Source organism: Pseudoalteromonas sp. A41-2 (assembly GCF_015767615.1).
Classification (GTDB): Bacteria; Pseudomonadota; Gammaproteobacteria; order Enterobacterales; family Alteromonadaceae; genus Pseudoalteromonas; species Pseudoalteromonas lipolytica.
In genome coordinates this window covers 2,482,568-2,501,455 of record NZ_CP065231.1, presented here as the reverse complement: position 1 = coordinate 2,501,455, position 18,888 = coordinate 2,482,568, and the positions used below count along the sequence as shown (strand labels likewise).

Here is an 18,888-nt window from a genome sequence, read left to right as displayed (position 1 = left end):
TTGTTGGGGCTTTTTTTTAGCCTTAACAAATTGAGCATTGTTCATTATGACGAACAACTATAGTATTTCAGTAATTTGATTAATTAGGGCAGGGCGTATGTTACGATTTTTTTCTATTAACCAAGGTGTGATCACCGAAACTGAGCCAGCCCCCGATACACCTTTAGCAACCGCTATTAAAAATGCGCATTGGATAGACACCATTAATCCAAGTGAAGAAGAGCGCCAAGCACTTGCAAGCACATTAAATATTACGCTTCCTGCGGCGGATGATGTAGACGAAATTGAAGCATCATCGCGGTGTTTTATCGACCACGAAGGCTTGCATGTGCATGCATTGTTTATGTCGCCTAACGAAGGGCGTTTTAATACGGTGACGGTCGCATGTTTACTGCAAGATAACTGCTTACTAACGATTCGCGATGATGAATTAGCCGATTTTCGTTTATTGCGTTTACGTGCTCGCAAAGGGCAAGTTGCGTGCGATAACCCAAAGCAATTACTCGTGACTTTATTCGATCAAAAGGTCGAAAACCATGCAGATATGCTTGAAGATATGCATCATCAACTCGAAAAACTCAGTGCGTATGTGCTCGAAGAGGATGACTCAGATCTTGAGGAAGCAGTGAGCCGAATTTCTCGCCTTGAGGACAACAACGGTAAAGTACGTTTATGTTTAATGGATACGCGTCGCAACATTTCTTTTTTACTGCGTAATTTGGGAGCGCCCAGCGAAGACCGCGAGTCTCTGCGCGAAATTGTCCTCGATATCGATACCTTGATGTCTCACTGCACCTTTTTGTTTGATAAGGTGAACTTTTTAATGGATTCGACTCAGGGCTTTATTAATATCGAGCAAAACCAAATAATTAAGACTTTCTCAATCGCCTCAGTGGTGTTTTTACCTCCCACCGTGGTTGCCAGTATTTATGGTATGAACTTTAACTCTATGCCTGAGCTTAACTGGGCATGGGGATACCCGTTCGCGATTGGCGTGATGTTGTTGTCGGGTTTTGCCCCTTATTTATTTTTTAAACACAAAGGCTGGTTATAACGTTGTTTTAAAAAATAAAAAAGCCCAGCAGATGCTGGGCAAGGGGTCTTCGGATAGAAGGGAGGGTTTAACTTTTCAGTTCGCCCGTTGACGATTCGATGTGCGCACGAACAAACCACTGAAATTGCTCTAAGTCTGCTAATTGACCTGTGATCATATCTTCAGAAACTGGGTCAAGCTCGGCTAACTTTTCAATGGCTTGGCGGTGATCTTTATTCACCCCGTTATACACTTTATCAAGGGCTGACAAGTGGTCGGTTACGAGCCCTTTGCCAATTGAATAATCTTTCCAATTACGACGGTCGACAATCGATTGCGGTGTGCCTACGGGCACGCCACCCATAGTTGCAATACGCTCTGCGATAGTGTCGGTCATTTCTTGTACGGCACTTACTTGTGGATCAAGCATTTCGTGCACACCAATAAAGTTAGGGCCGACTACATTCCAATGAATGTGTTTTAAAGTGAGGTGTAAATCGATTAAAGCGACCATACGTTGGTCTAAAATAGCAATCGTGTCAGCGGCTGATTGGTTATTAACACCGGGTGCTGTGAATTCTGCGACTTTCGATGATGTGTTACTCATTACTCCTCCGAGTTTCTTTAAAAAGTTGTTCCATGATGCTTTCTGTAATGACCAGAAAGCGAAGTTATTTAAAGAGGAGCAAGCGTTGTACCAAAATTAATGATGTTTATAAGTTGTTGTTTTTATTTGTTTGTTTTTTATTTTGATGTGTGCCGTGAGGTATGTGGGTTTAGCTTATTATGAAAACTCTGCACACTGAATGTAAAAAATTCAGTGTGCAGTGGAAGAAATAATTACTCGTTTATATATCAAGATAACAATGCAGCTGCTAAACGAACAAAGTCAGACGAGGTTAAAATACCTACTAGGTTATTGTCTTCGTCGACAACGGGCATACAACCATGACGATTCTCGACAAAGAATTTAGCCACCTCATGCAGTGGCTGCTTTGCAGAAATACTGGTGAAATCGGTTGCCATGATATCGGCTACTTTGGTTTGCTTTTCTTTTCGCTCGAGTGCGCTGGCGCTAAAGTTGGCCATAATGTTCATTACTTGGGCAATCATTATTTTCTGCGTGAGCATGCCTACTAAGCCACCGTGCTCGTTAATAACGGGAATGTGGCGGATGTTTTTTTCTTTCATTAAATTGTGGGCATCATGCAAGGTGTTGTGCGCACTAATCGCAAATGGGTCTGGAGTCATTAAGTCGGCGACGAGGTGTGTCATGGTTTATTCCCTACAAAGTAATTAATAAGGTATAAGTTTAGCTTTAATTGGGCTGAATACACTTTGTTCAGATCAAAGTTTTATTGATTGATGAAATTTTTTAGATCAGCAGTGACAGCCTGCCATTGTTACTTTCATTGCTTTTTAAATATAACTAAAAGTACTTTTTAACACGGCTGTATATTTGCTACTTTCTTAGAGCTTAAAAGGAGAAAGTTATGGCAATAAATAAATTATGGCGGCATCTCACTGAGCCTTGGCAGCGCGCAGCAGGTGCGTGGTTTGCTTTTTTTCTGTTATTCAATGCCTATTGCTTTTTTTGGCGTCACTATATTGGTGGCGGTCATTACCAATTTTTTGATTCACAATTATTTTGGTTAAAAGAGTGGGGAAGCTTATGTGTGCTTAGCATAGGGGTTGTTGCATTTTTTAATTTAAAAGCGCGCGTTAAAAGTAGAATTTACTTTTATCCTACGATGTTATTGATGAGCATCTCATTGATCATTAGCTTACGTATTTTAATAGATTTTGATTTTTATGGTTATGCGCTCGCAGCCTCGGTTACTCAGCTTTTTCCAAAATACTTCATTGCGAGCACTCTAGTATTAATACTGTGGCATGTTTTCACTGTACAAGCAGAGTCAACACCTGCGACGGTCCTACCTGAACACTCTGAGCATCTTGAAAAGACTGATTATATTGAAGTGAACCATAAAGGGGTCGCTAAAAAGCTGCCGTTAGCGTCAGTGGTTTTTATAAAGTCAGCAGGTAATTACTTAGAGATACAGACCGTTGAGAATCGTTACTTAAAGCGAGATACCATTAAACACCTATATTCTGAACTACCGCCTGACACATTTTGCCAAGTACACCGTAGTTATATTGTTAATGTTGCCCAGATTGCTGATTTTAATCTAGCGCTCAATAAGCGAAAATTGACGATGGCTGCAGGTTTTAGTGTGCCAGTGAGTAAGTCGTTTAAAGCCCGTGTATCTGATTTGCTCAGTGTCGAAGATTCATTCATCACAAAATAGGTGATTTCGTCACAGTTCTATATAAATCATAAGGTTAATCATTATTCTTGAACACATGAAAATCATTGTTTAAGGATTAATTAAATGAAAAACACCAAGCAAACTACGCATAAGTTCTTGCACTGGTTGAGTGCGCTATTGGTTTTGACTGTGATTGTAATGGGTTACTACATGACCTGGGTTACCGATTTCAGCTTATACCACTGGCATAAGTCGATAGCGGTTATGATTGCGATGCTATGGGTAGCCAGAATTATCTATCGAATACGAAATCCGTTTCAATCAGCTGTGCAAAATCACCTTACCAAATGGTTGCATGTTTATCATTGGGGGCTGTTAACTTTATTAGCTATCATGCTTGTTTCTGGCGCATTTTATAGTGGGTTTGGCGGCTTTGGTATTGGCTTGTTTTCGTGGCAACTCATTGCTAGTAACTACAATGAGGCAGGCGAGGCGGTTGCCTCTATTGCTTGGTTAAGTGAGGCAGGATGGCAAGTTCACATTTTGTGTGGTTATTTATTATCAGCCGCGCTGTCGTTACATATCTTAGCGGCACTTAAGCATCACTTTATTGATAAAGATATGACTTTAAAAGCCATGCTTTAAAGGTTTATTTCAACCCGGTTTCTGCCCTTATTTTTAGCCGAGTAGAGCGCTTTATCTGCTCGGTTAATTAGGTTATCGAATGTGTCATCTTGTTGCCAACGGGTTAGTCCAAAACTGGCAGTGAGTGTGATGTTATTTTCATGAAAAACAATTTCGCTGGTTTCAACAATAGTCCGAAGCGTCTCTAGCTTTTGTTGGGCTGCATTTTCGCTGGGCTCAAAACTCAAAATGAGGAATTCCTCTCCGCCCAAACGACAACATAAGTCTTGTTTGGCTAAATGGTGATTTAACAGTTCAGAGAATACTTCAAGTACGAGATCTCCCCCTTCATGGCCATAACTATCATTGATACGTTTAAAGTAGTCTATATCTACCACACTGGCATACAGTTTTGAGTTGTGTTTTGAGGTTAATAAACGCTGTTGTTCAAGTATAAACTGTAACCCTCGGCGGTTGTATAAATTGGTGAGGGGATCTTTTAAAGAAAGGTCTAAGTAACGTTTTTTCTCGTCGATAAGTAACGTTGTTATGAGGCCTAGTCCTATCATCACAAACACAGTGGCATGCCCAACAACCGTTAGCGAATAAAGCACCGCAACAGTTAGGTTCCCAGAGACTACAATGGCTAATTGGCTTATTGCGATGATCAATAAAATACACAGGGCAGTGGCGAGTACCCCATTGCCTATATTACTTTTTAGTATGGCGCGTTTGAAACTGACATAAATAAGAACGGGCAGAGTTATAAATGTATAACTTAGCTGCGCGATAGCTAATTGGTTTATGGTTTTCATAAAAAATATAAACACGGCGCATACGAGACTAAAGGCTATTACTTGCAGGTTGAAGCGAGACTTTTCGTCGTAATTAAAAATAGCTAACTGAAGCAACATAATAGAGAGCACGTACATGGCGACACCTGAGCGAAAGTCAGGTGTGAGCTCAAAAATATTCTGTATCCATAACCACGAAAAGCCCGCCATTCCTAAATAGAAATACAGGTTAAATAGTGAGATTGATCGACTGTTAAACCCACTGGTCATTAATTTTGTGGCAATAACCGAGCAGGTAATAACGGTGATCATTAAGAAAATATAGAACCCGTGATAAAAATAGTTCTCGATGCTACCAGTCATGAGTCACACTGAAATGCGCTGTATTAGTAAAGAGTAGCACAGAAAGTCTCCCTGCGAGAAAGAGGTATATCCCTTATTATTCAGGGTGATGAATATGTGAATAAGCATCTATTGCATCAATACTGGGTTTGATCCCCTTTCCCAAAACAATGATTAACTGTGTTGTAATTTCACGCTTTGCAATGTGGGGTGGCGACTCACTAGGGTAAGGTGAAGCTTGCCTTGAACAGGTAAGTAAACCACAGCGTGTTGTATAAGTTGCAGTTTGTCTGTGCGAGTTAAGCGCAGAATTGCTGTGCGATATGTGTGTATCTTGCGTGGTGACAACGAACCAGTCGTAACCTTGTTTTAGAGTTAGTTTGGCGGCGTGATGCAAACTAGCATCAAGCACGCCTTGCTTTGATAGCCTATTACTTTTATAGCGAAGCACAAATTGGTTTTCTGCGAGCGGCTTAATTGTCAGTCCAACACGATTATCAATGTCATTATGTTGATTTGTGCTGCTGCAGCCACTGAGAATAAGGGTTATTAATAGTGTGATTAAAAACTTCATGGTTATTTTACCTATTGCCACTTATTCTCGCGTGCTTGCTGTTCTAGAGTGCGGTCGAGCGGCTGTCCCTTAATTGTATTATCGATAAAGGTGTCGAGCGCTGACGTGTTACTCGCGAGGCTATATGTTTGTCGATCATAGGGCTTTTGCTCAGTAGAGACTTTAAGTTGCCAAGTACCGTGTTCTTTACAGGCAATATGAGACTGCTGTGTTTGTTGTTGGTAAAGGGTGTACTGTCGACAAAAGTCCCCCGTCGAATTAATAAAACTTAATTGTGCTGTAAGTGAGCGTGCACTATCTATATTTGTTTTGTCACCGCTTAGTTGCTGCTCTAATGCATTTGCTATGGGCTGTTCAATATTTAATTGCTTTTGTTGCGTTAAACTGGCAACGCCCACAGTAAATAGCACAGCAATACCTGCTGCGACAGCGAGTTGCTTACGGCTGGCTTGTTTTATTTTTTGCCACTTCGACAGTGAAACAACCGTGTCGTTTGTTTGCTTGCCAAGGGTTTTTTCTAGCGATTTAGACAGTGGCATTGCATCAATTTGCTCAGCATGTTGCTTCACTAATAAATCAACTTCGCTTAATTCGGCAAGGCGCATGGCAAGGTCTTCATTTTGCGCTATGGCGCTGCGAACTCGCTCCATTTCTTGCGCTGATAATTCATTGTCTAAAAAGGCACTGAGAGTTTGGTCGTCAATCATTAGGCGTTTTCCTTAGTGAAGTCAGGCTTTATTAATTGATACAAGGCACTTCGAGCTCGCGATAACTTACTCATAACGGTTCCAACAGGAATATCTAGCGTGTGTGCAACGTCTTTATAAGCCATGCCTTGTACTGCAACTAACGAGATGATTGCACGCTGCTCATCGGGCAGGGTAGTTAAAGCGTGGTTGACGCGTTTAAGAGTTTGCGAGGTCGCCAGGTGTTGCTGCCCATCATCGCATGTGGGTTCTTGTAAATCGGTATTTTGAACCGTTTTTAACCTTACTTTTTGCGAGCGATATTCATCAATCCATACATTACGGCATACTTTAAACGCCCACTTTAGTGGCTCAATATCGTCAGGAATTCCTTTTACCAACAGCTTTTCGATGGTAATTTGCACAACGTCATCTGCATCAGCTTGGTTGCCAGTTAGCGAAAATGCAAAACGCCTAAGTGCAGGTAATAAACTGGTTAGTGTATTAGTCATGTTTTCCCTTATTTGTTAGGGCGTGTGGCCTTATAAATTAAGTGACTCATGAATGATTCAGCCTACACGCACTACTATAACGAGTAGAAACTGTTTTTATTCCCTAAATATGCAATTTATTTTTATTTCAAACGTTATACCTTTAACCTTAGTCAAAAGAGAAGTGACTGTAACATGAAAATAAAAGATGTTGCCTTTGGCACGTTATTGCTCATGTCGAGTAATTTATATGCCGCGGTTATAAAACCGATCAGCCCTATTATAGAGCAGATAGACCCAGCTATTGAACGTATTGAAGATAGGCTCGATATTCCACGTCGCGCATTGCCTAGCATTGATTCTATTCAACAACTTGCGACTGATATAAGCGCATTACCCAGCCGGTTGGCCATTTTGAATACGGTAGGAAAACCAGCATTCATAGAAATCGAAACAGAGCAGGGTTTTAGAGCCGTCGAACGGCAATGGATTTTGTTAGCCAATGAGCAGCATAGAGCGAAGCTAGAGCACATTGGTGCACAGATAGTCAGTCGTCAATCATACGATGCTTTGGGAATGGTTTTATTACGATTTGTGGTGCCTGAACAGTTTGATTCAAAAGCTCAATTACAACGTCTTTTGTCGATAGATGATGCGGCCTTATTAGGACGCAATCACATTTATCAAGCGCAGCAAGGTCCTTTGCAAGGTGTTAACACACATAAAAACCGGCCCGTTTGCGACTTGCCTGTGCGGGTAGGCATGATCGACAGCGCACTTAACTTGGCGCACCCTGGTTTTGTGGGGAGCACCATTGAGACTCGGTCATTTCTGCCCAATTCCGTGGCATCACCTGACTTACATGGCACTGCGGTCGCCGGTGTTATGATTGGTAAAACGGCCAAGTTATCGCCATTATTAAACCAAGCAACGTTATACAGCGCGGCGGTTTTTTATCGTCAATCAGACTTGTCACAGGGTGCCACATTGGCTGCTATTGTTGATGCCTTAAATTGGCTGGTGGCTGCGCAAGTTCCAGTGATTAACCTGAGTTTTACTGGGCCAGATAATGCTATTTTAGCGGCAGCAATTAAGGCGACAATTGCGCAGCAAGTGACTCTTGTTGCAGCAGCCGGTAATGATGGCCCCGCTGCATTGCCGCTTTATCCCGCGGCGTATGAAAATGTTATTGCAGTGAGTGCGGTTGATAAAAATGGGCAAATATACCGTTGGTCAAATAAAGGTGACTACATTGATTTTGCAGCCTTAGGTGTCAACGTATTAACACTAAACTCGGGCGGTGGTGTAGGGGTTGAATCAGGGACTTCAATGGCGGCGCCGCAGGTGACTGCGGCTGCGGCATGTTTGGCGGCGAACCCCGATTACACACCCCATTCTATCTATAATAAGTTAGTTGAGCGTGCAGTCGATAAAGGAAAACCCGGAAAAGATAGCGTGTTTGGGCATGGCTCAATCACTTATTAAGGCTTAAAATTCAGCACGCAAAGAAATGGATGCAATGCTTTGTGTGTATGTATTTGCCTCTAATTGAGATTGATAATCCCCATACTCAGCCTCGGTAATTAAACTTAACGAATCAAGCAGCGATAGTTGCCAATGCGCGGTTAAGACATGGCGGCTTTCATCACGTGATGGAGTTGGCTCAGTGAGCATATCGTTTGGATTCTCTTGATAGTCTTTATCTTGATATCGCCAACCAATGCTCGCTTTATTTGTGTTGCCGAAAGCGGTGAACGTGTGTGAAACGCGCGTGTTTAAAGTCCAGCCAGAAAAGTCATATTGTTGCTCAGTTGCCTCTTCTTTGTCGAGACTCGCACCCAGTAGCAACATGGTATTACCTTGATTTATAAAATAAAAAAGACTGGTGTCAAGGCCAAGGCTTTGTGCATCACGAGCAGGTTGAGTGGTAAATTGTTTTTCACCCGCTTTCAATGCTGCTCTTAAATATGTGGTGTTATTGACAAAGTGACCTATGTAAAGACTTCCTTGGTCGAGCGTTAAAAATGTTTTGTTTGCCACTTGGGCTGTTGCACCATCATAACGAAAGCCAATGTCAGTGTGTGTTAGCTTATAATTTGTGTCTAACCCGTATTGATGGAGCGATAAGTCGTATTGATCCAAGGTATGGTAATTGGTGTTTTCATAACGATAACTGGGTGTGAACTTGAGTGCATCGGTTGCTTTAAATTCTGCACTTAGACCCGCAGACAGCAAGGTGCCAGTGTCACTTTGCGATGAAATGACATCGAGCTCTTTTATTGCTAAATCTGAGTTGCTCGTTAAACCAATCTGAGCATGTGTATTAAACGTTGCATCGGCTGCGGTTGCATGAATGCTTAACGTCATTGCACTCATTACAGCAAGTGTTGTTAGTGTACGCATAGCGACCTCCTTAAAAGTGCGCCGGGTAATAACCCGGCACAACACGACTTTAAAGGCCTAAATTAAGGCTATTTTGGATACTGTTAACCACTTCTGTTGTTGTGGTCGCGGTGACTTGGTCAGCAACTTGTTGGCTGACACTATTACTCACAGTAGAAGTTACCGTTTGCTCAACACTACTTTGCACAGAGTCGATAGCGGCTTGTTGCACATTCCCTGACAGGCTTGATTGTAGGTTGTTGCTAATGGCAGATACTTGGTTCACATCAAGCAGTGGGAGCTCGGTTATGTTCGCTTGAGTTAATGAACTTGTTTGCTGATCTAGCTGGTTTTGCAAGGTCAGTGCAGTAGGGTTAATTGCATTACTTGTGGTCATTGCATTAACCATCGATACGCTGTTATCAATAGTTGCACCTGCTTGGTTTGATATCGCTGTTACACTCACTGAGTTGGCAGACTCATTAATGCTATTAAGTGAGCTTGCGGTAGTTGCAGTAGGCGTTTGTTCAGCATTTTGAGCCGTGTTTGTTGTGTTTGTTTCAGTACTGGTTTGTGCACTGTTGCTCGTAGTCGTGTTTGTTTCTGTGGCTGAGTTTTGAGTTGTCGCAGAGCCTGAAACTTGGCTATTTTGCATCAATGATGTCGTGCTTGTTTGGCTTGCATTAGCCGGTGCAAGAGATGTTTGCATATTACTTGAAGCTTGTTGGTCGGTTGATACCGATAATTGCACATCTGCTGCGTAGCTCGCCGTTGTTAAACCTGCTGAAGTTACTACACACATTGCGATTAAAGTTTGTTTAATGTGAGTCATTGTCTCGTCCTCTTTTTTACGAATTGACATAGAGGTAACGAACAGACGAGATATTTATTCCCAATTTTTTTATAAGCAGGTGTGAAAGTAAGGCAAGCTGGGCAACTTGCCTTATGGTAGAGCATGGAGCTCTGTGTTAGCTAAAAGAGCTAGATAAGGAAAAACGTAAGCCTTACCTGTTGTGCAAGCAGCCGATGGCTGCTTACAATTATGCAAAAATATGCATAATTAGGTGTCTAGAATCGTATACTTGCACCAACAAAGTAACGGGTGCCAAATTCATCTACGCTGTGCACAATGTTGCCTGCTTTTGGTTGGCGTAAGACGAGGGCTTCGTTCAATAAGTTAGCTGCCTCAAGGGTGATATCTAGATAATCAGTCGCATGCCAAACAATCGATGCATCTAATTGATCATACGGGTCGTTCATGCTGTCTAAACTACTTCCGTTATACTGGCGAACCCAGTCATCGCGGTAGTTATAGGCTAGTCGTGCACTGAAAATTTCATTTTCATAGTAACCAGATAGGTTAAATGAGTTTTGTGATACTTCTTCAATAGGAACTTCTTCGCCCGCTGAATTTGTGCGGCTGCTGTCTGTATAGGTGTAGTTTGCTTGAATACCAAAGCCATTATCAAAGTCTTGTTGGTATTGTAATTCAAGGCCTCGTACATCGGCTGTACCAACGTTTCTTGAACGTGTTACAAGACATTCAGGACCGCAACCAGGGTAATTTTCTTTAACGGTGGTTTGCTCAATGTAGTCGCTAATGTTCTTAATAAAGAATGTAGCACCGATAATAGATGATGGGCTGAAATACCACTCTATACCCATGTCATATTGATCTGACTTATAGGGGTCAAGCTCGGGGCTGCCGACATTGGCTGTTTGAAAGCTTTCTGAGATGATATCTGCCACTTTCATATCGTCATAATCAGGGCGTGAAATTGCAGAACCTGCGGCGAAACGAAAAATCATCTCTTCAGATAAATCAACAGCTAAGTTAAAGCTTGGTAAGTAGTTACTGTAACTTTTGTTGATTTTATCTGGCTCGCCATTAATGCTGCCGGTTGAGAGAATATCAGTGTCGACATAGCGTAAGCCGATGTTACCTCTAAAGCCTTCACCCGAAAAATTACTTTTCACGTAGGCAGCAGTGATATCTTCTTCAATCGAAAAAGCATCTTTTACGGTGATTTCAGAAGGCTTATTTTTGTGTGCGTAATCCCATATTGCGGTGCTTGCAACAGGGAATGCTGACAAACTGCCTGCACGACCTTCAGCACTGTGTAAGCCTGATACAAAGCCACCATTGAAATCGGCGAGGGTTAAGTTATCTGCTTGAGCTGCCGCGACATCTAAATCTTGGAAATCACCTTGTGATGAAAAAACTTGCTCTTGCACTTTCAAGCCTGCTTGTATCGATGTAAACAAGCCTGACTCGAGCTGGAAAGTAAAATCAGCTTGGGCGTAATCAATCGTATTATCGCGTTTGTAGTTAATATATGTGAACTCTTGAAATAGCGCAAAGTTACTGTGATCGCTCATATAATCAGGGTTTGTTGGAATTAACTCCAAAGGTCCTGCAACGTCAAAACTAAAGCTTGAGTTTGCAGTGTCGGTAATATCACCCCACCACGTACTTGACTGTAAAGTACGGCCTTCGGCATTAGAGCGACCAACTATAAAGTCTGCTGACCATGTGTCTGCATTGTAATTAACCGAAAAATTCAGTGCATCGGTTTGCATTTTGGGTGTTCGTAATACGGTATTATTGAAAAGGGGAGCAAGCCCAGGACCCGACGCAAGTGATGTTGCAGCTGTGACAATACCTTGATCATTGACAACTACAGAGTCACCTTGCATTTGCCCAAAGCCGACAATCGCAAATTGTGCTGAGTTTACATGGCTATTTTCAAGTTCAAATAAGTTGTAGTTCAAATCCATGCTTAAGGCGTCGCTAGGTGCGTATTGTAGCGTGATTTGTGAGCTGCTTCGCTCTCTGTCTTCATCAAATAAAATGGATGACATTGCACCATATGATTGGCGCTCTACACCATTTGTATCGACAAATGTGGTGTTACCAGCGGGACCAAAGTTTGATAGCGTTTCGCGGTATACTTTTGACTCTTCATTAGAGTAGGCAACTAAAACACCAAAGTTTTCATCGTCGTTTTTCCAACTTACAAGGCCTGAGTAAGCGGGTGACCATGTTTTAGCATTGGCGTGATAGCTGTTTTCAACAGAAGCGTAAACGGTGCCACTTTCTAAGTTAAGTGGTTTTCTTGTTCTGAGGTTAACTGTGCCTCCCATTGCGCCTTCGTTGATATCGGCCTCGGCTGATTTGTATAAATCCATTCCAGAAATTTGTTCTGCTGCCAGCATTTCAAAATTAAAACTTCGATTCATTCCACCTAAATCAAACCAACCGACACTGGCAACGTTTTGGCCATTCAGTAATACCATGCTTTGTTCTGGTGCTGTGCCACGTACGGTTACACCCGCTACTTCGCCAAATGTACGTACGACAGTCACACCAGGAATACGTTGCATGGCATCACCGATATTTTTGTCTGGGAATTTGCCAATATCTTCAGCTGAAATAGAATCAACAACAGAATCTGCAAAGCGCTTAGTGTTTAATGCTTCGGTCAGGCTGCGACGAATACCACGAACTTCAATGGTCTCCATTTCCTTGTTTTCTTGTGCCTGTGATTCACTTTGCTGAGCATAAGTTGGCAGCGATACGCTTGATAGCGCTGTCATTATGCATAGCGATAAATAATGGGTTTTTAAAGCAGCGGTTGTTTTCATTAGGTTATCCTTTTTTGTTATCGTTATAATTAATAAAATTGATTTACTAATTATTTATTAAATCATTTTGACTAATTGTTAAGTTTAATTTGGTTGTTTTATGAACGCTCTATAACAGCTTTGCTATAACTTCTGCACTAATCGCTCTGCTTGAGTAGGCGCAAATATACGTTTTTAACTGCGGGTGGTTTTCGAGTTCGTAGTCAGAGCGCATGGCAATAACGATAAGCTGATCGGGCCATTTATCGATTGCCTTTTTGAGTATTTTTTGTTGCTCAGAAACATCAAATGACTCACCGGGCAAAGGGTAATCTTCGGTTACTAGCACAAGGGGGCTGTTGAGTTCGAAGTCGTCGCTGTTCAGAGCCGCTAACAGTTGCTGATAGCTAAGCAGTGTGTGGGGCGTATTGCGTTGTTGCAGCGTACTTACAATGACATGTTGAGCCGATAAAGGATCATTGGGGCCTATGCCTCTATCGTTAGTTATTTTTTCGTAACCTTTCGGGTTTGCAGCAAATGCTAAGATAAATGGACGAGTGTTGAGTGGCCAAAGTCCTTGTTCATTTCTCAATACTTTTATGGCTTTCTCTGCTGCAAGTTTTGCAATGTCAGAGGCTTTATTAAGCAGACTGTTCGTTGGCGTCGGCGAATCTGCAAAGTGCCTATATTTGAACACGAGTACCTGTTGAAGCCGGTCATTAATGACTTTTTCATCCAGAACGTTATTTTTTACAGCGTCGATAACCCCTAGAATAGTCGCCGCTTGAATTTCTTTGTAGGGGGTTGTGCTGTTTTCGTAATGCTCCTCACTTAACATGACAATATGGGCACCTGCTTCAAGCGCTTTAATAGCGGCTTCGGCAGGCTCATAATTATGCCTCATTGACCACATATTCATGCTGTCGGTAATAATTAGCCCTTTAAAACCTAATTGTTTTTGTAAAATGTCCTGCAATATGATCTTCGATAGAGTTGCGGGGTTTTTAGGGTCTATTTGCGGATAGCAAATGTGGCTTGTCATAATAAGCCCTACGCCTTGCTCAATAGCGGCTTTAAACGGAACTAAATCTTGTTGCATGAGTGCGGTAAAAGATTTATCTACAATGGGGAGGGTTTGATGTGAATCACTCTGTGTATCACCATGACCAGGAAAATGTTTTGCACAACACAGGTTTCCCGACTTATTTGCTCCCTCGACTGCAGCACTGACATGATGGGCAACTCCAACCGTTTCTTCACCAAAAGCACGTAAGCCAATAATCGGGTTATTAGGGTTTGCGTTGACATCAGCACAAGGCGAAAGCAGGGTGTTGTAACCAATTTTCTGCATTTGCTCACCATAAACTTGGTACATGTCTGCGGTAAGTGCGCGATCATTTGCTTGGCCCAGCGCCAGATTACCGGGACCTAAATCGGTATGGTGTGTGAGTATTCCCCAAGCGCCTTCTTGATCTACTGCGAGTAATAAAGGGACATCACATGCTCTTAAAGCGGCTTCCTGTTGTAGCATAGTCGCCAAATTCGTTGCCTCTTTAGGATTGGCAGCGTTGTCATCTGTGATATAAAAACCACCCACATGGTAGTATTTGACTAATGCTTTTGCGTATTCGTAATCATTACCTGCAAAAGCGAGTAAGAACAGTTGACCCACTTTTTCGGCTAAGGGCAAGGTGTCGATTAATTGGGCTACTTTTTTTTCTATGCTCATGATTATACTTCCTTATGCTGCTGTTTTAGCGCCTGTGATGAGGCTAACTAAGTCTTCTTTGCTTACCTCGGATACAGCAACATCGGCAACCGATCTACCTTGGTAAAGTACAACCGCTCTGTCGCATGTTTCTACGACATGCTGCATATTATGGCTGATCAATAATACGGCAACGCCTTGAGAGCTGATAAGGTTGATTAGCTCATTGACTTGGGCGCTTTGCTCAACACCTAAAGCGGCTGTTGGTTCGTCCATAATAACGATATCAGCTCCCCAGTTTACAGCGCGGGCAATGGCCACAGCTTGGCGCTGTCCGCCCGATAAACGGTAAATCTGTTCTTCAAAACTAGGAATACGGCTGTTAAGTCGGTTTAATGCTTTTTTGGCTTTTTTCTCCATGGCTTTTTTATCAAGCCAGCCTAGTCGACGAAGAATAGGGTTTTTGTGTTTTATTTCACGGTTCAGAAATAAATTTTCTGTAATGTTGAACTCTGGCACCATGGCGAGGTCTTGAAAAACTGTTTCGATCCCAACATTGCGTGCATCTAAAGGGGAGTCAATATTGACCACTTGACCATTCACGATTATTTCGCCTTCGTCTGGGCTATGAATGCCTGAAACACAGCGAACTAAGGTTGATTTCCCAGCGCCATTGTCGCCGAGTAAGCCAACAACTTCGCCTTTGTTAATGGTAAAGTTAACCCCTTGAAGTGCGTGAACACCGCCAAAACTTTTTTGTATATTTCGGACTTCTAAGGCCACTTGGTCGAGTGCTGTTCTAACCATTTTTTAACTCCTTGACGCCAATAGCAACGGCAATCACTAAAATTACACCGCGCGCAATCATTTGTTCATTGGTGGAAAAACCAGAAAGGATTAACCCGTTATTGATCATACCCATTAACCACGAGCCTAAAATTGCGCCAATAATGCAAGCGCGACCACCAAAAAGACTGGTTCCACCAATGGCAACAGCCGCAATCACAGTTAATAAGTCTGCTTCGCCGAGTGTGTAGCGTGCACCATGTAAACGACCGGCATACAACAAGCCTGCAAGCGCCGCTGCTAAAGAAGAAATAACCAATGCATAAAGTCTAATGCGTGTCACTTTAATGCCCATGGCGAGGGCTGCTTTTGGACTGCCTCCCACGGCGAGTAAATGACGGCCAAAAGAAAGCTTTGTTAGAACAATGTAGGCAATTGCTGCTACCACAACAGTCCAAATAAGTAAGGAAGGCACACCAAAAAGCTCGCCCGCTCCAAATAAAGCAGTGAAAGTTTGGTCGATAATTGGCACAGATTCTAAATTAGTAATTTGTCGTGCAACGCCTGTAATTACGCCCATTGTACCTAAGGTGATAAGCAATGAAGACACTTGCAAGCGCTCGATTAGTAAGCCGTTAATAAGGCCCACAATGAGTCCCACGCTCAAGGCGCCAACAACAGCAAGAGGAATGCCTACATGCTGTAGCAAAATCGCGCCGACTAACGCCGAAAGTGCAACAACGGCACCAATTGACAAGTCAATATGCCCAACGGCTAATGCAAACGTAAGTCCAATAGCCATAATAGTGACGGGCGCTGTTTGTCTTACGATATTCATGAAATTGGTGAGGCTAAAGAAGCCACTGTCATGGAGCGTAATGGTAAATAGCAGCATCACGGTCAGAAAAATATAGTAAATAAAGAACTCTCGCTTCAACGCGAGACCCTTTATTTGGTTTAGTGTTAGTTGATTTATGCTCATGTCGTTCCTTATTGTTTTAATGCTAAATCAAGTAATTTAGGCAGCGGTGCTTTAAATGCTTTTTGCCAAATAGGGGCAATATTTTCGTGGGTCACTGAGTCGAAAGGGACCAGTGTAAATTCAGGTGCTTGAATACCTATTTCAGCCCCAGCTGCAATGCGAGCCATGGTTTTACCAATGTCGTAGGGTCTGTCTGAAATGGTGCCGTATACATTGCCATTCATCGCCATATCAAGCAGGTTATTTACCCCTAAATCATGGGTAATAACTTTTATATCTTTACGGCCAATCGAGCGTAGCGTTTCAATAACGCCTTCTGCTGCAGCATCCCATGATACATAAAGAGTATCTATTTCAGGGTGTTGTAAGAGCATTGCTGCAGCGATATTGCTTGTTTCATGTTCTTTTACGAAGCCTTTTTCGCTGATCACTTTAATATTGCTGTAGCGCGCTAAGGCCTTTCGAAAAGCCTGATCGCGATTATTGGTAATAAAATAGTTAGCGTCATGGAAAATAAGCCCTACTTTGCCCGCATTATTTGATGCTTGCGCGACTAATTCTGCGGCTGCTTCTCCCATACCAAACATGTCATCAGTCACAATACCGACATAGTCTTGGTTATGTTTAAATCCTGGAATCGGGTTACTTAATAAAACCAGTCTGGCGCCGACGGCAAGTATTTTTTGATAGCTTAATTTAGTGCTTATGCCATCAATGCTCAGAGATAAAACGAGGTCGGGTTCTAGAGTTGAAATATTCTCTAAATCAGCCACTTGTTTTGCAGGGTCGTATTGCGCATCGGTTTGTGCAATCACTTTGATACCAAGCTTTTTAAACTCATCTTCTGCTCCGCGGCTAACGGCATTGATCCACGGGCTTGCGCCATGCCAAGCGAGTGCTGCGGTAAGGTGTTTATTTTTTATAGTCTTTATTTGTTCTGAAGAGAGCGCTATGTCGCTGGCATTCGCTGCTTTTGACCAGTCTATTGTTTGGCTATCTTGTGCCGATAAAGCAAAGCTGTAAAAGCATAACGAGCATAATACGTGTAAAAAGTAGCGGTTTGCTGATTTGAGTATGCTTTGCTTGCTGTTTTTTTTAGTCGATGACATGTTAAACAATCCTGTTTAATGCACGTACTTTGACTTAATTATCATAGCCTACTGTAACTAATTGTAATTTATAGGTAAGCTTGTTTTGTAATGTGAAATTAAAGTAAAAGTAACGTTTCTAAGTTGTTTTATTTATAATCATATTTATGCATGAGTATAAATATGTCAAATGTTTTTACTAATTAATTTTTGTTCGGTTTCCTGTTACGATAGCTTAAACTGCGTAAGACGTTGTAAACGAAGAAAGATGTAAAAAAGGTGGGCTTACAGTGAAAGGATCTAACGCAAAGCAAAATAAAGCGATAAATTTGCGTCTTGTACTCTCGCAAATTGTTACTCAAGGCCCTGTTTCGCGTGTGGAAATTGCGCGAAATACTCAGCTTACAAAGCAAACAATCACCAATATGGTTGAAGAGCTGCTAGCGGCAAAACTAGTAGAAGAAGTTGGGATTAAAAAAGCAGAAGGTGCAGGAAAACCGTCTAAAATGCTCGTGTTAAATAAGAAAGCAGCCTATAGCATTGCGATAAGAGTGTTGAATAACGAACTAGAAGTGGGACTTTTCTACTTAAATGGTGAGCAAATAAACCGACTGCATACCTTGGTTGAACCTGATGCACTGTTAGATAAAGCGGCGTATTTAGTCGACACGCTAGTGCAAATCGATAATATTGATAAGTCATTAATTTTAGGCGTTGGGTTATCACTCGAAGTCAGTGATGATACGGCGATTAATCGTTTTACATTTAACAAGCAATGGCAGCAACGTTTAGCCAATAAGTTGCAATTACCCGTGGCGCTTGAAACCTCAGCTTCGGCGTGTGCTGCTTTTCAAATGTTATTTGGAGAGGCACAGCAACTTCACAACTTTATTTTTGTACACTTAGGCTCAAGAGTTGAATCAGCGGTGGTGTATGATAGGCAAATTTTGCTTGGTCAAAATGGCCTAACAGGCGCGTTAGGTGATATTTTTGTAACACCAGAAACAGATGAAAGCACAGCCGAATTAGGACGGTTAAACGACTTTGCATCGATAACATCCTTAAAAGCGATGCTTAATTTAAATGATTTAACGCAAGAAGAAGTCATTACCCAATCAGCTGTAAGTAAACATTTAGATAGGTGGGTAGACCAAGCCGCCGAGCCTCTGCGCATTGCTATTCATACGCTTGAGTCTCTTTTGAATACGCAAACAATCATCATTGGTGGTGATGTCAGTGATATTTTATTAGAGAAACTAATTAAGCAATTACGGCCTTTTATACCTTCTATCTCTCAATATGGTGACAGAGAGGTTGTTAGGTTAATTAAAACCCCTGATGTTGCCAACATCACCATTAAGGGGCTAGCCACTTTACCACTTCATGCCGCATTGAGTCGTAAGAATATGCAAACGCTTTACATGCCACTTGAGCTTCAATGCTCCCAAATTCAACACTTAGTGTATGCTTCGGAAAGCTAAAATAATAATTAAAATAGTTAGTT

18 protein-coding genes are annotated in these 18,888 nt (G+C 42.0%); 5 read left to right on the top strand and 13 right to left on the bottom strand.

The features are described from left to right. Positions 1-97: 97 nt before the first annotated feature. Positions 98-1,054 carry a magnesium/cobalt transporter CorA gene (corA, locus tag IT970_RS11315; protein WP_065978620.1) on the top strand — a complete coding sequence of 319 codons (957 nt, stop codon included), beginning with the start codon at positions 98-100 and terminating at the stop codon, positions 1,052-1,054. 67 nt (positions 1,055-1,121) lie between these two features. Here corA and dps read toward each other — a convergent pair whose 3' ends face one another. Further along, on the bottom strand, positions 1,122-1,640 hold the full coding sequence (dps, locus tag IT970_RS11310) for a DNA starvation/stationary phase protection protein Dps (protein WP_036966733.1): 519 nt from the start codon (positions 1,638-1,640) through the stop codon (positions 1,122-1,124). 248 nt (positions 1,641-1,888) lie between these two features. Continuing rightward, positions 1,889-2,308 (bottom strand): CBS domain-containing protein, encoded by a 420-nt coding sequence (locus IT970_RS11305; protein ID WP_036966736.1) that lies wholly within the window; start codon positions 2,306-2,308, stop codon positions 1,889-1,891. Between the two features lie 218 nt (positions 2,309-2,526). Here IT970_RS11305 and IT970_RS11300 point away from each other — a divergent pair, with 218 nt between their 5' ends. Together IT970_RS11300 and IT970_RS11295 are read left to right on the top strand one after the other, a co-directional pair. After that, positions 2,527-3,342 carry a LytR/AlgR family response regulator transcription factor gene (locus IT970_RS11300; RefSeq protein ID WP_065978619.1) on the top strand — a complete coding sequence of 272 codons (816 nt, stop codon included), beginning with the start codon at positions 2,527-2,529 and terminating at the stop codon, positions 3,340-3,342. Between the two features lie 84 nt (positions 3,343-3,426). Further along, positions 3,427-3,948, top strand: a complete 522-nt coding sequence (locus tag IT970_RS11295) for a cytochrome b (RefSeq protein ID WP_196857343.1) — start codon at positions 3,427-3,429, stop codon at positions 3,946-3,948. On the opposite strand, the gene IT970_RS11290 is transcribed toward IT970_RS11295, so the two are convergent. From IT970_RS11290 to IT970_RS11275, 4 genes are all read right to left on the bottom strand, one after another. Further along, complete coding sequence (locus IT970_RS11290; protein ID WP_065978617.1) at positions 3,945-5,084, bottom strand: GGDEF domain-containing protein; 1,140 nt, start codon at positions 5,082-5,084, stop codon at positions 3,945-3,947. The two genes, IT970_RS11295 and IT970_RS11290, sit on opposite strands and share 4 nt — an antisense overlap. Positions 5,085-5,160: 76 nt before the next feature. Further along, positions 5,161-5,637, bottom strand: a complete 477-nt coding sequence (locus IT970_RS11285) for a CC0125/CC1285 family lipoprotein (RefSeq protein ID WP_065978616.1) — start codon at positions 5,635-5,637, stop codon at positions 5,161-5,163. Positions 5,638-5,648: 11 nt separating this feature from the next. Continuing rightward, entirely contained in the window at positions 5,649-6,344 is a 696-nt protein-coding gene (locus tag IT970_RS11280) for a hypothetical protein (protein ID WP_065978615.1), read from the bottom strand. Next, positions 6,344-6,835, bottom strand: coding sequence for an RNA polymerase sigma factor (locus IT970_RS11275; RefSeq protein ID WP_196857342.1), 492 nt, complete (start codon positions 6,833-6,835; stop codon positions 6,344-6,346). The genes IT970_RS11280 and IT970_RS11275 overlap by 1 nt, the downstream gene beginning before the upstream one ends. A gap of 174 nt (positions 6,836-7,009) precedes the next feature. On the opposite strand from IT970_RS11275, the gene IT970_RS11270 reads away from it, so the two are divergent. Then, the gene (locus IT970_RS11270) at positions 7,010-8,299 is read left to right on the top strand and encodes a S8 family serine peptidase (RefSeq protein WP_196857341.1); all 1,290 of its coding nucleotides are present in this window, start codon (positions 7,010-7,012) and stop codon (positions 8,297-8,299) included. 3 nt (positions 8,300-8,302) lie between these two features. Here the strand turns inward: IT970_RS11270 and IT970_RS11265 are convergent, their stop codons facing one another. From IT970_RS11265 to IT970_RS11235, 7 genes are all read right to left on the bottom strand, one after another. Continuing rightward, positions 8,303-9,217, bottom strand: coding sequence for a hypothetical protein (locus IT970_RS11265; RefSeq protein WP_180311015.1), 915 nt, complete (start codon positions 9,215-9,217; stop codon positions 8,303-8,305). A gap of 49 nt (positions 9,218-9,266) precedes the next feature. Then, complete coding sequence (locus IT970_RS11260) at positions 9,267-10,028, bottom strand: hypothetical protein (RefSeq protein ID WP_196857340.1); 762 nt, start codon at positions 10,026-10,028, stop codon at positions 9,267-9,269. 236 nt (positions 10,029-10,264) lie between these two features. After that, the gene (locus IT970_RS11255) at positions 10,265-12,841 is read right to left on the bottom strand and encodes a TonB-dependent receptor (RefSeq protein WP_196857339.1); all 2,577 of its coding nucleotides are present in this window, start codon (positions 12,839-12,841) and stop codon (positions 10,265-10,267) included. A 109-nt stretch (positions 12,842-12,950) separates the two neighbouring features. Further along, a complete protein-coding gene (locus tag IT970_RS11250) occupies positions 12,951-14,549 on the bottom strand; it encodes a glycoside hydrolase family 3 protein (RefSeq protein ID WP_196857338.1) in 1,599 nt (532 codons plus the stop codon). 12 nt (positions 14,550-14,561) lie between these two features. Further along, the gene (locus tag IT970_RS11245) at positions 14,562-15,335 is read right to left on the bottom strand and encodes an ATP-binding cassette domain-containing protein (protein WP_074989010.1); all 774 of its coding nucleotides are present in this window, start codon (positions 15,333-15,335) and stop codon (positions 14,562-14,564) included. Continuing rightward, positions 15,328-16,296 (bottom strand): ABC transporter permease, encoded by a 969-nt coding sequence (locus tag IT970_RS11240; protein ID WP_074989009.1) that lies wholly within the window; start codon positions 16,294-16,296, stop codon positions 15,328-15,330. Before IT970_RS11240 ends, IT970_RS11245 begins: the two co-directional genes overlap by 8 nt. An 8-nt stretch (positions 16,297-16,304) precedes the next feature. Continuing rightward, complete coding sequence (locus tag IT970_RS11235; protein WP_074989008.1) at positions 16,305-17,405, bottom strand: substrate-binding domain-containing protein; 1,101 nt, start codon at positions 17,403-17,405, stop codon at positions 16,305-16,307. 269 nt (positions 17,406-17,674) lie between these two features. Here IT970_RS11235 and IT970_RS11230 point away from each other — a divergent pair, with 269 nt between their 5' ends. Continuing rightward, complete coding sequence (locus tag IT970_RS11230; RefSeq protein ID WP_074989007.1) at positions 17,675-18,865, top strand: ROK family transcriptional regulator; 1,191 nt, start codon at positions 17,675-17,677, stop codon at positions 18,863-18,865. Positions 18,866-18,888: the final 23 nt, after the last annotated feature.

Bases quoted from the DNA above. Each gene is read 5' to 3' on its own strand.
- corA (WP_065978620.1), top strand. From the start codon at position 98: ATGTTACGATTTTTTTCTATTAACCAAGGTGTGATCACCGAAACTGAG.
- IT970_RS11240 (WP_074989009.1), bottom strand. From the start codon at position 16,296: ATGAGCATAAATCAACTAACACTAAACCAAATAAAGGGTCTCGCGTTG.
- IT970_RS11235 (WP_074989008.1), bottom strand. From the start codon at position 17,405: ATGTCATCGACTAAAAAAAACAGCAAGCAAAGCATACTCAAATCAGCA.
- IT970_RS11255 (WP_196857339.1), bottom strand. From the start codon at position 12,841: ATGAAAACAACCGCTGCTTTAAAAACCCATTATTTATCGCTATGCATA.
- IT970_RS11270 (WP_196857341.1), top strand. From the start codon at position 7,010: ATGAAAATAAAAGATGTTGCCTTTGGCACGTTATTGCTCATGTCGAGT.
- IT970_RS11300 (WP_065978619.1), top strand. From the start codon at position 2,527: ATGGCAATAAATAAATTATGGCGGCATCTCACTGAGCCTTGGCAGCGC.
- IT970_RS11245 (WP_074989010.1), bottom strand. From the start codon at position 15,335: ATGGTTAGAACAGCACTCGACCAAGTGGCCTTAGAAGTCCGAAATATA.
- IT970_RS11285 (WP_065978616.1), bottom strand. From the start codon at position 5,637: ATGAAGTTTTTAATCACACTATTAATAACCCTTATTCTCAGTGGCTGC.
- IT970_RS11305 (WP_036966736.1), bottom strand. From the start codon at position 2,308: ATGACACACCTCGTCGCCGACTTAATGACTCCAGACCCATTTGCGATT.
- IT970_RS11290 (WP_065978617.1), bottom strand. From the start codon at position 5,084: ATGACTGGTAGCATCGAGAACTATTTTTATCACGGGTTCTATATTTTC.
- IT970_RS11280 (WP_065978615.1), bottom strand. From the start codon at position 6,344: ATGATTGACGACCAAACTCTCAGTGCCTTTTTAGACAATGAATTATCA.
- IT970_RS11295 (WP_196857343.1), top strand. From the start codon at position 3,427: ATGAAAAACACCAAGCAAACTACGCATAAGTTCTTGCACTGGTTGAGT.
- dps (WP_036966733.1), bottom strand. From the start codon at position 1,640: ATGAGTAACACATCATCGAAAGTCGCAGAATTCACAGCACCCGGTGTT.
- IT970_RS11265 (WP_180311015.1), bottom strand. From the start codon at position 9,217: ATGCGTACACTAACAACACTTGCTGTAATGAGTGCAATGACGTTAAGC.
- IT970_RS11250 (WP_196857338.1), bottom strand. From the start codon at position 14,549: ATGAGCATAGAAAAAAAAGTAGCCCAATTAATCGACACCTTGCCCTTA.
- IT970_RS11275 (WP_196857342.1), bottom strand. From the start codon at position 6,835: ATGACTAATACACTAACCAGTTTATTACCTGCACTTAGGCGTTTTGCA.
- IT970_RS11260 (WP_196857340.1), bottom strand. From the start codon at position 10,028: ATGACTCACATTAAACAAACTTTAATCGCAATGTGTGTAGTAACTTCA.